Source organism: Cryobacterium sp. Y50 (assembly GCF_002929805.1).
GTDB lineage: Bacteria > Actinomycetota > Actinomycetes > Actinomycetales > Microbacteriaceae > Cryobacterium.
Genome location: NZ_PJJM01000081.1, coordinates 51,764 through 63,931, shown reverse-complemented (window position 1 = coordinate 63,931; position 12,168 = coordinate 51,764). Strand labels below are relative to the sequence as shown.

General features: G+C 62.3%; 13 protein-coding genes. 5 read left to right on the top strand and 8 right to left on the bottom strand.

The genetic code is table 11. The features are described 5' to 3' along the window. The first annotated feature begins 283 nt into the window (after positions 1-283). Positions 284-898 carry a recombinase family protein gene (locus CXY73_RS06965; protein WP_104177273.1) on the top strand — a complete coding sequence of 205 codons (615 nt, stop codon included), beginning with the start codon at positions 284-286 and terminating at the stop codon, positions 896-898. A gap of 181 nt (positions 899-1,079) precedes the next feature. Continuing rightward, complete coding sequence (locus CXY73_RS06960) at positions 1,080-1,658, top strand: carbonic anhydrase (RefSeq protein WP_104177268.1); 579 nt, start codon at positions 1,080-1,082, stop codon at positions 1,656-1,658. 28 nt (positions 1,659-1,686) lie between these two features. Here the strand turns inward: CXY73_RS06960 and CXY73_RS06955 are convergent, their stop codons facing one another. Further along, on the bottom strand, positions 1,687-2,187 hold the full coding sequence (locus CXY73_RS06955; RefSeq protein WP_104177267.1) for a GNAT family N-acetyltransferase: 501 nt from the start codon (positions 2,185-2,187) through the stop codon (positions 1,687-1,689). Positions 2,188-2,362: 175 nt separating this feature from the next. Between CXY73_RS06955 and CXY73_RS06950 the strand changes: the two genes are divergently transcribed. Both CXY73_RS06950 and CXY73_RS06940 read left to right on the top strand, forming a co-directional pair. Then, positions 2,363-2,830 carry a GNAT family N-acetyltransferase gene (locus CXY73_RS06950; RefSeq protein WP_104177266.1) on the top strand — a complete coding sequence of 156 codons (468 nt, stop codon included), beginning with the start codon at positions 2,363-2,365 and terminating at the stop codon, positions 2,828-2,830. Positions 2,831-3,257: 427 nt separating this feature from the next. After that, a complete protein-coding gene (locus tag CXY73_RS06940; protein ID WP_104177265.1) occupies positions 3,258-3,887 on the top strand; it encodes a bifunctional 2-polyprenyl-6-hydroxyphenol methylase/3-demethylubiquinol 3-O-methyltransferase UbiG in 630 nt (209 codons plus the stop codon). Positions 3,888-3,981: 94 nt separating this feature from the next. Here CXY73_RS06940 and CXY73_RS06935 read toward each other — a convergent pair whose 3' ends face one another. From CXY73_RS06935 to CXY73_RS06910, 6 genes are all read right to left on the bottom strand, one after another. After that, positions 3,982-4,389 (bottom strand): RidA family protein, encoded by a 408-nt coding sequence (locus tag CXY73_RS06935; RefSeq protein ID WP_104177264.1) that lies wholly within the window; start codon positions 4,387-4,389, stop codon positions 3,982-3,984. A gap of 439 nt (positions 4,390-4,828) precedes the next feature. Then, a complete protein-coding gene (gene katG, locus CXY73_RS06930; protein ID WP_104177263.1) occupies positions 4,829-7,141 on the bottom strand; it encodes a catalase/peroxidase HPI in 2,313 nt (770 codons plus the stop codon). 379 nt (positions 7,142-7,520) lie between these two features. Next, positions 7,521-7,778, bottom strand: coding sequence for a hypothetical protein (locus CXY73_RS06925; RefSeq protein WP_146071672.1), 258 nt, complete (start codon positions 7,776-7,778; stop codon positions 7,521-7,523). A gap of 142 nt (positions 7,779-7,920) precedes the next feature. Continuing rightward, positions 7,921-8,937 carry an acyltransferase gene (locus CXY73_RS06920; protein ID WP_104177262.1) on the bottom strand — a complete coding sequence of 339 codons (1,017 nt, stop codon included), beginning with the start codon at positions 8,935-8,937 and terminating at the stop codon, positions 7,921-7,923. Beyond that, a complete protein-coding gene (locus tag CXY73_RS06915) occupies positions 8,925-10,391 on the bottom strand; it encodes a hypothetical protein (RefSeq protein WP_146071671.1) in 1,467 nt (488 codons plus the stop codon). The genes CXY73_RS06920 and CXY73_RS06915 overlap by 13 nt, the downstream gene beginning before the upstream one ends. Beyond that, the gene (locus tag CXY73_RS06910; protein WP_104177272.1) at positions 10,388-10,747 is read right to left on the bottom strand and encodes a PadR family transcriptional regulator; all 360 of its coding nucleotides are present in this window, start codon (positions 10,745-10,747) and stop codon (positions 10,388-10,390) included. Before CXY73_RS06910 ends, CXY73_RS06915 begins: the two co-directional genes overlap by 4 nt. 493 nt (positions 10,748-11,240) lie before the next feature. On the opposite strand from CXY73_RS06910, the gene CXY73_RS21470 reads away from it, so the two are divergent. After that, the gene (locus CXY73_RS21470) at positions 11,241-11,756 is read left to right on the top strand and encodes a hypothetical protein (RefSeq protein ID WP_146071670.1); all 516 of its coding nucleotides are present in this window, start codon (positions 11,241-11,243) and stop codon (positions 11,754-11,756) included. Here CXY73_RS21470 and CXY73_RS21910 read toward each other — a convergent pair. Next, positions 11,753-12,139, bottom strand: coding sequence for a hypothetical protein (locus CXY73_RS21910; RefSeq protein WP_158254058.1), 387 nt, complete (start codon positions 12,137-12,139; stop codon positions 11,753-11,755). The two genes, CXY73_RS21470 and CXY73_RS21910, sit on opposite strands and share 4 nt — an antisense overlap. Positions 12,140-12,168: the final 29 nt, after the last annotated feature.

Genomic DNA, 12,168 nt, shown 5'->3' with positions numbered 1-12,168 from the left:
GGGCAACAATCATGCCGGACCCGACAGGCCAACTCCCTCAGATACTCACACCATCCGAGGTTACAAACAAGGTAACGGGGGGGACATTGAGCCCACTATCGGAACTTCGATGCTCAGTACTTTCCACAACCCTACGTGGACGCTCCTGAATCCGTCACGTTTGACTGTTTCTGCATCGCTTGCGATACGGAGACTAAATGACTGGTTGTGTGACAGTTTCTGTCCTCCTCAAGAGCGCAATCACTCTGTCGTGTAATCGAACGTGTAAATGACAGGGGTCAGCATGCTCGTCGGATACATGCGGGTATCGAAGGCCGACGGGTCGCAAAGTACTGATCTTCAACGAGACGTGCTCCTAGCCGCAGGCGTAGAGCCCGCCAATCTCTACGGAGATTATGCATCCGGAAAAAAGAACGACCGCCCGCACCTGGCGGCCTGCCTGAAGGCGCTGCGCCAGGATGACACGCTCCTGATGTGGAAGCTTGACCGGCTCGGCCGCGACCTGCGTCACTTGGTCAATACGGTGCACGACCTCACCGACCGTGTCATCGGCCTCAAGGTGCTCACCGGCGAGGGCGTAGCGATCGACACCACGACCGCGTCCGGTAAGCTCGTCTTCGGAATCTTCGCGGCTCTCGCTGAGTTCGAGCGGGCGCTCATCTCTGAGCGCACTGTCGCCGGGCTCGCCGCAGCGCGAGCACGGGGGAGGACGGGCGGGCGGGCCTTCAAGATGACGCCAGCGAAGGTGCGCCTTGCCATGGCCGCGATGGGGCAGAAGGAAACGAAAGTCAGCGACCTTTGTAAGGAGCTCGGGATCACTCGGCAGACGCTGTACCGCCATATTTCACCGGTGGGGGAGCTGCGGTCGGACGGTGCGAAGCTCCTCTCGAAAAAGTAGTGGCCCTACCTGGTCACTGTCAGATGGAAACCCTCAGCGGGCATGCTCGCGAAGCTCCAAAGATGAAGCGATCGTGCTTTCGGAATATTGCGAAACAAACGGTTCTGGCTTGGGTTCGATGGCTACGGTTTTAGTGTCAGCGAGACAAGCCGCTGACCCCGAACCCGTCAAGGAATCCTCCATGCCAGTGCTCGAAGAAGTCCTGTCCGCCAACGCCGCATATGCCAAGAGTTTCGGCGACAAGTCTGAACTCGCTCTGCCGCCAGCTCGAGGCTTCGCGATCCTCACCTGCATGGACGCGCGCCTGGACCCGGCCAAATACGCCGGTTTGAGCGAAGGCGACGCGCACGTCATCCGCAACGCGGGAGGACGCGCATCCGACGACGCTATCCGGTCGCTCGTTATCTCTTACAAGCTCTTGGGAACAAAGGAGTGGTTCGTCATCCACCACTCCAACTGCGGAATGGAGTTCTTCACAGACGAAGTCATGCGCGGGCTATTGGCCAACAGCCTGGAGACAGCCGCTTTGGGCGAAGCCGGGTTCTACGACGTCGGTGCGGGTCCGGGCTGCGCCGAGGCGAAGTACATCGACTGGCTGACCATCGCCGACCAGGCTGAGAGCGTACTCGAAGACGTCGCACGCATCAAGGCACATTCCCTGGTCCCCAATGGGATCCCGGTGTACGGCTACATCTACGACATCGCGACAGGACGCCTCATCGAGGTGCCCGCGGCCACTGTGGCAGGTTCCTCGCTATAGCTCTCCTCATGTGAATGGTCAGCGGACTTCAAAGACGTGAGCCGTACACCGATCGGACATCGATCGTCCCGCCATGGTCGTCCTCTTCGAATTCCAGCCCGATCTTTTCCGCTACTCGTCTGGAGGCTCTGTTGTCGGGGTGGATGATCGCGACCAGATGACCTGCCCCCAAGATATCTCGGGCGAAGTCGCGGCAGGCCGTTGCGGCCTCGGTTGCGTACCCTCGTCCCTGCAACTCTGCCCGCACGTGGTAGCCGACTTCAAGTTCGGGTCGGCCGTTGACCACCTGCCACGTCAGGCCGCAGTCACCGGCGAACTCACCGGCCGTCGTCTCGATGATCCAAAGACCGTGGCCGTGTTCGACGTAGTTGCTCTTGTTCCAGTTGATCCAAGCCTGGGCCTCCTCACGGTTTTTCGGTCGTGGGTAGAACTTCATCACGGCCGGGTCAGCCAGCATGGCAGCCATGTCTTCGAGGTCATCGTCGGTCATGTTTCGAAAAATCAACAGGTCTGAGCGAGGGAGCGACATAGTTCGAGCTTAGAAGGTAGCCCAACCGGAGGGCGATCCGACCGTGGCCGCTGGAGAACCCTCTGCGGGACGCAGAAAAAGGGATGCCTTCGTCGCTGTCAAAATTGCCGTGCGGAAGCGATCACTGCGAGCCACATCGTGAACGATCCGCTGTGCGATCGGGCAGACTGGCGAGATGACGGAGATCGTGGTGCGTGAAGCCGAAGCACTCGAGACGGAGGCAATCGCGGGATTGCGCTGGCGGTGGGTGGTCGAGCGGGGCGGAGTTCCGGTTGTGAGCCGGGAAGACTTCGTGGCGTCCGTAGTGGCTTTCGCGGCCGCGCATGAGCAGACCCATCACCGGGTCGTGACGGTGCGCAGCGGCGTCGTCGTCGGCATGGCCTGGCTGGCCGTGCTGCCCCGCGTGCCCAGCCCGCGCGCCACCGATCGTGCTTCCGGAGATGTGCAGTGCGTGTACGTCGTCCCCGAGGAACGAAACGCTCACATCGGTGCCACGATGATGGCGGCAGTTTTGGACAAAGCTCGACAGCTGGGCCTTGAACACGTAACGGTGCACTCTAGCTCCGAGGCAATCCATCTCTACGAACGCACCGGGTTCACCGCGTCTCCGCGCGTCTTGTTCGCCGATTTCGCTGGTCGTTGACGGGTAGCACCGCTCTTCGAGCCGAGCCTTAGGCGGTGGCGAAGTCCGGGCATGTTTTCATGATCACTGTCCCACGCCGCAGCAGCTGACTGAGAAATGGAGAATGGCTGGAAGGCACGCGATCGAAGCCTGTGATAACCAAACCTCCATACGAATGCCCCAGGATAGCCGGCGCTACCGGAAGCGCGTCCACGACACTCTGCACAGCCGCTGTGTCGTTCGTGAGCGAGCCCCGAGCAGGAGGACAACATTTATGCCGATCCCGTGCGCACCAAGCGCAGCTGTCAGACGATCAGAATGCAGGCTGATGCCATATTCCGTGGACGAGATTGACCTCCGGTCGATGGCTCATCCCCCAACAGATGGGTGTCACGGGCGTCGCCATCTCCCAAGAAACGCTTGCCGAGCTTCTTCTAGACTCGGTCCCATGACTGGCAATGTAGTTCGGGATGCATACGCCGGTCGAGCGGCGGAATACACGGCGCTGCTCGGATCGATGGCTAACACGCACGAATCAGATCAGCGGCTTGTCGCCCAATGGGCGCGCGACCTGCGGGGCGCGGTCATCGACGTGGGGTGCGACCCTCTGCACTGGACCGACTTCCTCAAAAAGCGTGGTGTCGATGCGGAGGGTATCGATCACGTTCAAGCTTTCATCGGGCAAGCGAGAAAAACATTTCCGACGGTCCCGTTCCGAGTCGCTTCACTGGGCGATCTCGGAGTCCGAAACGAATACGCAGCCGCAATTCTTGCGTGGTACTCCGTTATTCACCTTGCCCCGAATGACTTGCCAGCGGTTTTGCGCGAGTTCGCCCGCTGCATTGCTCCTGGAGGTAGCCTCCTCCTCGGTTTCTTCGAGGGCGACACCGTCGAGCCGTTTCCACACGCCGCCACGACCGCCTACTTCTGGCCTATCGGTGAGATGAGCACGCAACTCGAGGCCGCAGGATTTCAGGTTCACGCGGTGAACACCCGAACCGATCAGGGCAAGCGGTCCCACGCCGCGATCATCGCCCATCGAATCGATGGTTCAGCGCCCCCAGAAGTTCCGTGTTAGCCACAACCTCCGACGCCGATTCGTCCAATGAACCTCAAGGGTCTAAACCAAAACAGCCTGTGTCATTTGCCGAAACCCCTGCGGGACGGCCTCGTCAGTCGATCACAGCAGCGACGGCTTCGATCTCGACGAGCTGATCCGTATACCCGAGGACGGTGACGCCTATGAGCGTGCTCGGTACGTCATGCGTTCCAAAGGCCTCGCGAACGACTGCCCAGGTCTTGACGAGGTCGCTCTGATTAGAGGAGGCGACGAGGACTCGTGTGCTCAGGACATCATCGAGTCGGGCGCCCGCTGCGTGCAGGGCAATAACGAGGTTTTCCATCGCCTTGCCGGCCTGCGCCGAGTAGTCTCCGACTCCTGCGGTGCTGCCATCGAGATTGAGCGGGCAGGCGCCGGCCAGGAAGATGAGGCGCGCCTCAGCGGGAGCTGTTGCAGCGTAGGCATACTGAGCCACATTGGAAAGCTCAGCAGAACGGATCAAGACAACATTTTGGGACATGCCCTCACTGTATGGGAGAGCCAACGCGCGGCTGGCTTGCTCACGAACGCCCGCAAACCGAACCTCTACCGGTCACGTGCATTCCTCAGCGGGACATGTCCCCGGAAGGCTCAGGCCTTACGAGCCGCCACAGAGAACATCAGCGGCACCCTCTCGCGACCCGAGGCCAAAGCAAATCCGGCCGGCGTCTCTACGAGTGGGGGCACCGGCTTCCAGGGCATAGCGGCCCGTCCACCCTCGCAGGCCGTCGAGGTGCGAGTGTGGTCGACCACGTGCTGCCCGCGGAGGTTCCTTGGCCGTCCCCAGCCTGATCAATCCGTGCAACGTTCGGCTCGCGGCCTCAAGCGTCGTTCGGTCAAGGCCTCGACGGCTTGGAGGCTCAGCGCGTGACCGCGCCGTGCCTCCACGCCGTCAGCTCGCCGGGACGCGACCTCCGGGGTCAGGCGGCCATCGCCCCGTAACGCTTGTGGCCTTTGACGTCGTAGCGGTCGAGCATCATGACCTTCGACCAGACCCGGATGAATGCGCGGACGAACCGCTCGTGCCCGTCGCTGCCCGCGTAGGCGTCGGCGATCGACCGCAGTTGCGCGTTCGAGCCGAATACCAGGTCATTCCGGGAGGCCCTCCAGCGAGCCTCGCCGGTCGCCTGAACCCGACCAGTGAAGGTCATCGCGGTCTCGTCGTCCTTGGTCCAGATGAGGTCGGTGTCGGTCAGATTCACGAGGAAGTCGGTCGTCAGGGCTCCGACGTGATCCGTGAGCACACCCACGTCGGACCCGTCCCAGTTGCTGCCGAGCACGCGGAGCCCGGCGTGCAGGACGGTCCACTCCGGTGCGGTGAGAGTGAACAGGTTCGCCTTGTCGAGGAATGCCGCCTCGGGCGCGACGCCCGGAGCAAACTCTTCGAAGCGCTCGGACACGAAGTTGCGGAACCCGTCCGCAATGGGTCGCAGCCACTCGAACATCTCGATGTCGGTCAACTCCTGTGTCGTGTCGACACGGCCTGGCGTAAACGGCACGCTGGCGTCAGATCCTGCCGCCCGTGCCGCCTGCTCCACGGCGGCGCTGCCGGCGAGGACGATAAGGTCGGCGAGAGACACCTTCCGTCCGCCCGACGTCGCCGTGAAAGCCGCCTGCACGTTCCGCAGCGCGTCGATGACTGGGACGGTGCGTCGGTTGACCGCCCAGTCTTTCTGCGGCGACAAGGCCAGCCGGGCACCGTTCGCCCCTCCGCGCTTGTCGCTGTCGCGGTAGGTAGAGGCGGCGGAGAACGCCGTGTACACGAGGTCGGACACGGACAGCCCGGTCGCGAGGACGGCTTCCTTGAGCGCTGCCACGTCGGCCTCGTCGAGTGAGGATCCTGCTGCGTCCGGGAGCGGGTCCTGCCAGAGCAGGTCGTCGGCGATGGTGACCTCCGGGCCGAGGTACCGGTGCTTCGGCCCCATGTCGCGGTGCGTGAGCTTGTACCAGGCCTTCGAGAACGCGAGGGTGAACAGATCGAAGTCGGCCAGGAAACGCTCGCATATGGCCCGATACTCCGGGTCGACCTTGAGTGCGATGTCCGAGGTCATCATCATGAGCGGGTACATCTGACCGGGTACGTGGGCGTCCGGAGTCTTCGGCGCATCCGAGTCAGTCGGTGTCCACTGCAGCGCGCCGGCCGGGCTTCTCGTCTGCTCGTAGTCGTACGCGAACAGGTTCTCGAGGTAGGTGTTGTCCCACTGTGTCGGGTTCGGAGACCAGCTGCCCTCGATGCCGTTGGTCGAAGTGTGCTCGGCACTGCCGGTACCCACCGGGTTGTGCCAACCGAGCCCCATCGACTCGATCGGGGCTTTCTCGGGTGATGGTCCGATGTCGGATGCGGGTACCTGGCCGTGGCTCTTACCGAACGCGTGGCCACCGGCGATCAATGCCACCGTTTCCTCGTCGTTCATCGCCATCCGCGTGAACGTGATGCGAATGTCGCGTGCTGAGCCCAGCGGGTCGCCGTTCGAATAGGGCCCCTCAGGGTTGACGTAGACGAGCGCCTGGTGCGACGCGGCCAGGGGGCTCTGCAAGTCGTAGCCCGCGTCGCCGTTCTGACCATGCCAGCGTTCGTCGCGGCTCACCATCTCGTCAGGGCTCGCGACCGCGTGCGGGTTCCAGACCTCCGGCCCCCACCAGGTACCGTCGTCCGGTTCCCACGCATCGAGTCGTCCACCACCGAAGCCGTACGTCGGCAGGCCCATCAACTCGAGGGAGCAGTTGCCGGTCAAGACCATCAGGTCGGCCCACGACAGAGCGTTGCCGTACTGGTGCTTGATCGGCTGTAGGAGTCGTCGTGATTTGTCGGTGTTGGCGTTGTCCCACCAGCTTCCGATTGGTGCGAACCGCTGCATCGCGGTGCCCGCTCCGCCACGGCCGTCGGCAATTCGGTACGTGCCGGCGGCATGCCACGCCATTCGGATCATCTGTGGACCGTAGTTGCCGTAGTCCGCTGGCCACCAGTCGACCGATGTGGTGAGCAGTCGCTTAATGTCCGACTTGAGCGTCGTGAGGTCGATCGTGGCGAAAGCCGCCGCGTAGTCGAAGTCCGCGCCGAGCGGGTCGGCGTCTACGCCGTTCCGGTGGAGAAGCTCAATCCGGAGACGCTGCGGGTACCAACTGTCCAGGGTCGGCGACTGACCGAAGGTGCCACCGAGGTGGTCGCCACCTGCTGGCAGCGCACCGCTCATGTGGAAACTGCATGTGTTGGTCTGGTCGTCAGTGCTCATTGATGCTCCCTGTGTGCTTTAGCTGGATGAGAAACGGTGTCGTCGGGGTCACAATTTAACGATTAGCCGCCGCATCGCAGCGGCGTCAATCTGTGGTGCAGCGATGCTTCGACGCTGCTGTGAGGCGGTGCGTCGCGGGCTGCCGACGTGACGGGAAGCCCGATAGAGAAAGATCGTATTCCCGCAAGGTGCGCGTGGCCTGCCAAGAAAGTGACTGACTTCTACACGGCGGTGGTGCGGTGGCCGAGCGCACGACGGCCAAACTAAATAAAGCCCTGCGCCGATTGCTGCGGTGCGGGCGGTGCGAAGCCCGGTGAAACCGACCCCGGAGGATGGGGGCTGTCGGGACCCTCACGGGTTGCTGATGGCGGATCGCGCGCTAGCTTTCAGGCGAGTCATCCTGAGACTTGTCGAGCGCAAATTTTTGCAGATAGCGGCGACGACCGTAATAGATGAACGCCGCTAGCCCGCAGATGAACTGAATGGCACCGAGTACCAACACGAATATGTCACCCGGCTCGCCCTCCCCCTCAGCGATCCGAAGCAAAACTTGCGCCAGGCCAGCGACAGCGAGGACCGCGGCCGCCAGGATGATGACGGTGCTTCGCGTCTTGCGGATCGGGGGTATCGAACCCATGCAGCCGAGCATACGCTCGGAGAAATTTGCGTGTCGCTCATGCGACCGCCCGTAAGCCGAACCTCTTACGGGACAGGCCATGCAGTTCCAGGGACAGATGTCGCCTGCCGACCGGATGCGATGGTCGTTAAATCTGACATGTTCACGCCGTGGTGGCGCCGAGTGCAGATTTTGATTGAAGGCGTTGTATGGGTTCGGGTCTTGCTGAGCGTTTCAAACTGAGGGCCGGCGCTTCGAGATGATGCCAGGAGAGAGTCGCGACCGCGAGAGTGAAGACGATCGTTAATGCAACCGAGAACGTGACTGGAAGATCTGGATTCACTTGGACGATCAGCTGCTGGATTGGATATCCCCACAAGTAGACGCCGTAGGACAAGTCGACACCAGAGCTCGATTCTCGAGAGCGTAGTGCAATGGCAAGTACGATCGCGGGTACGACAATCCACGCAACGGTCGTTGCGAGCGGTGCGTTGAATTCGCCGAGCAGGAGCCATGCGACGCCAAGGCCCACGATGAGCACGGTTGGGAAATGCCGACGATCCACGCGGAGGTGGCAGGCGAGGGCGCCGATCGCGAAGTAGGAGCACACCGCTCCGACCGCGCGCAGCGATTCCAGCGAGCCTCCAGCGGGTTGCAGCGCGAGAGCGATGGCTGCCACGCCGAGGATGAGGGTTCCGATCCAGGCGAATCTTCGCAGCGCGATGCCGAGAAGCGCGGTCGCGAGGTAGCAGCAGGCTTCGATGCCCAGCGTCCACAGGGACCCGTTCACGGCCGGCGAGACGTGGGAGTCGAAGACACCGGGGAGTTCGTACTGGGGGACGAGGAGCACACCGGATAGGTAGAGCCAGGTCTGCGAGGTGCTCAGGTATTCGCGCAGAGTGAGGTCGGTTGCGAGCGGCCCGATGACGACCACCGTGAGGAGCACGACCGACGCGAGGGCGGGCAGGATGCGTAATGCTCGATTGCGCAGGAAGGAGGAAAGATTGGGCCAGCGATTCCAACTCGACGTGATCAGGTACCCGCTGATCGTGAAGAAAATGTACAGCCCGAGGGTGTGGAGAGGGATCCCGCCCACGCGTAACGCCGGCGTAATACCGTTGAGGACGTACCCGTGCCCGACGACCACGGCAAGAGCCGCGAGAAGTCTTAGCTGCCGCATGAGGCGAGCCAGTTGTTTACTATGGTGCGCGCTTCTGCGACGTTGTGGACGCCGATGAGGTCGCGGACCTCGGCGGGCGTATAGGCAATGGCGGTGAGACGCAGCTCGACGGAGTGCTCCATGCGCGGGAGCGCGGCTTCCGGTTCCGCACCCAGGAGCAGGGCGATGGCATATTGCACGCCCTGTTCCCGCGCAAACGTGGGGGCGTCAACGGCACCCGGCACTGCGCAGTTTTCGGAGGTGTACACCGCTTGTCCATAGCTGGCGAGGATGGCGGCGTTCGAGTCGCCTAGACGCATGGAGACCGCATTGATCGGGGACCCGTGTTCCTGCCCGTCGCTGAGGCCGCCGACGTAAGGGGTGACTGCCGCTCGCATCGGGAGACCGGCGGCGACTCCACGGTGAAATGCCTCAGTCACGACGGGACGGATCGCAGGTCCGTACTCGGCATCCTGTTCAGGCCAGAGGCACACTTGCGGGGATGTGCCCTCGCATTGCAATTCGGTGAGATTCCGTGCGACCTGACTGGCTTGACCGAGGGCAGGAACGGACGGTGCGACTGCCACGAATAACGCCACAATCGCAACTGCCGCGCCCGCGAACGACACCGACCTCGGCACGCCGGGTCGTACGGCGACCAACAGCAGGGTGATGGCGGCGAGTACTGTGCCACTGGCGATGGCGATGAGCTGAGCCTGCGGATGCGGGACGACATCTACCCAGAGACAGCATTGCGTCAGGCCGGCGCCGGTCACATTGCGCCACGCCAGCACAACACCATCGAGGGGCATCGAGTACCACGCGTAAAGCAGCACGCCCGCGACAGGAACCGCCAGAACCGGGCGCAACACGGCACCGAGAGCGAAACCTACGGCCACCGCACCAAGTGCAAGACCGGCAAACGCCAGCGGAACGATCAGTGCGCTCGGTGATCCCGTCGCGGGGAGGCCAGAAACGAGAAGGCTCAAAAAAACCACCACCAGGTAACCGAGCAGCAGACTGGCCAGCACCGGCGTCATTGCCCATGCCGCCCTTGCTACGCGCCTCCGCGGCCCAACGCCTGAAGCGGCTCGCCGGCCGTGCTGGTGCCCTGTCATGGCGGCGATTGCCGCCGCCAGCGGGAGGGCAAACGGTGCCGACGATCCCCCCGCCGTCAGGACCGCAGGCCAATAGCGCTCCACCAAGAACGCGTTTGGCCCCTGCCATGATGCCCACAGCATCACGATCAGCAGGACCAGGCCACCCCAGAAACTGGGCGACGTTCGAGCTCGCAGCCAGAGACCCCGGCTAGCGAGATGAAAATCCTCCAGCAGGTCCCCGTGCCGTCGCTGGCGCACCTCGACGAGCGTGTCAACGACTTCAGTTCCGTACTGCTCCCGCCACCACTGGGGGAAAAGCCGGATCGCCAACCGGGTCGTCGGGGCGAGTGGCTTCACCGTCACGGGGTAACTCATGCCCAGGCTCCGCCACCCCAGCCGAAGGCGAAACCAGGGCGGTGCCGGAGGCGGATAGTCGCCCGAGCAGCAAGCTGCTCCATCCGAGCGATCTCCTGAGTGAGGGTCGCAGCGCCATCATCGGTCAGTTCGTAATATCGACGCAGTCGGCCATCGATGACTTCCTCCCCCGCAGGGGCGATAAGTCCTTCCTTCCGCAGTCGATCCAGTGCTGTGTACAAAGTAGCGACACGCAGGGTCACTCGACCGTCCGACAACGTCTCCGCCTCAGCGATCAGGCCGTAACCATGTTTCCGGCCCTCCGCTAGAGCCGCAAGGATCAGAAATGTGGGCTCATGAAGGGCGGCGGAAGACATGACATCAACATACATCAGTCACCGATACATATCAATGCTCGAGCGTTCATGCGTTGATCTTCACGACACCGCTCACAAGAGCGTCGCTAACCAGCAGCAGGTGCGGAGGCACTACAAGGCGACCCTCGGCTCGCTTTTCGTAAGGGGAACCCCTTGCGGGACGAGTCCGGATGAGTGCAACGAGGCAACGAATGACCCGTGGGGCCTCGGCGACGTGTCACGGGGATTGAGACGCGCCGGCGCACTGGACACGGCGCTGGGCGCAGTTCCCGACCCGAGTCAGGCGCGCAGTATCTGTGAGGGCGAGCCCGACTCATGATTGCTTAGCTAAGACGGAGAACTCCCGGCGTCTGGAGGGGGTGTGTTAGTGCAGTTTTCCCCGGTCTTCGGCGGGATTCGTCCACGTGTTGGCCAGCTCGAGTTGACCTGTGCATCCGGTCAGAAGGATTCTCCTTGGGTGGGTTTCCATCGCCGACTTCTTTAGGTTGGAGGTATGGGTGAAATTGAGTGGAAAGCCATTGCGATACTGACCGAGTGGCGTCTGGTATCTACATTTCGTTGTATCGCTGTAAAACGCTCGCGCTTCGACGATGAATCATCCTCGTACGAGGTGCACGCCGAACCTTGTCACTCGTCTTATTTCCTCACTGATCTGGCGACGGGGCGCGTCTCGTCGTACGACGATTATCGTCGCGAGCGAATCACAGGGGGTATCCCTGATGTGGTTTATCCCTATCAGTTTCATGGGGAAGCGATACCTGCGCGGCTGGCCTTTCCGATGTCGCTCAGTGTGTGGGGACGACGAAGCGACACCTATCGGATGGTGAAAGCCGTCGAGGACGGAGAGCGCCTGATTGTGGATCTCGTCAACAAGAAGGACCCCGACGATGCTGGTCGTCTTGTCATTGATGTCGCGCGTCGTGCAGTCGTGGAGCTCGACACCTCGTCGCTCTGGCTGACGTACGAAGGTGTCGAGCCCGCACAAGACCGATTCTGGCCGGCTAGCTAGAGGCCAGCTTCTTGGCCATTCGGGTAGAAGCACCGCTGGTCGGCCGTGTCACAGGAGAACCGCGGAGTTACGACGTCCGGGTTGTCGACAAGAGCATCGAATCCATAGGTTGGGTCTGACACCTGAAGGTCCCCCATTTTGACGGAGTGGGAGCCACCCTCGGTAATGCCGCCCACCAGGAAACCGGTAACGGGTGCCCCGTTGCTGACCGTGAAGATGGCGCTGGTCAACTCCAAAGGAGGAGCGATCCCTCGCTGCTGCTGCACCGTAATAGTGCCCGTAAGTGTCGGAGACCCCTCACTAGGAATCACGTTGATCCGATTCTGCACTGAAGGAAAGCCAGGGAAGGCTATCCAGTCGGTTTGAATGTGGAACGCGCCCACGGACCGTTCGTCGGATGCTCGTTCTGCCC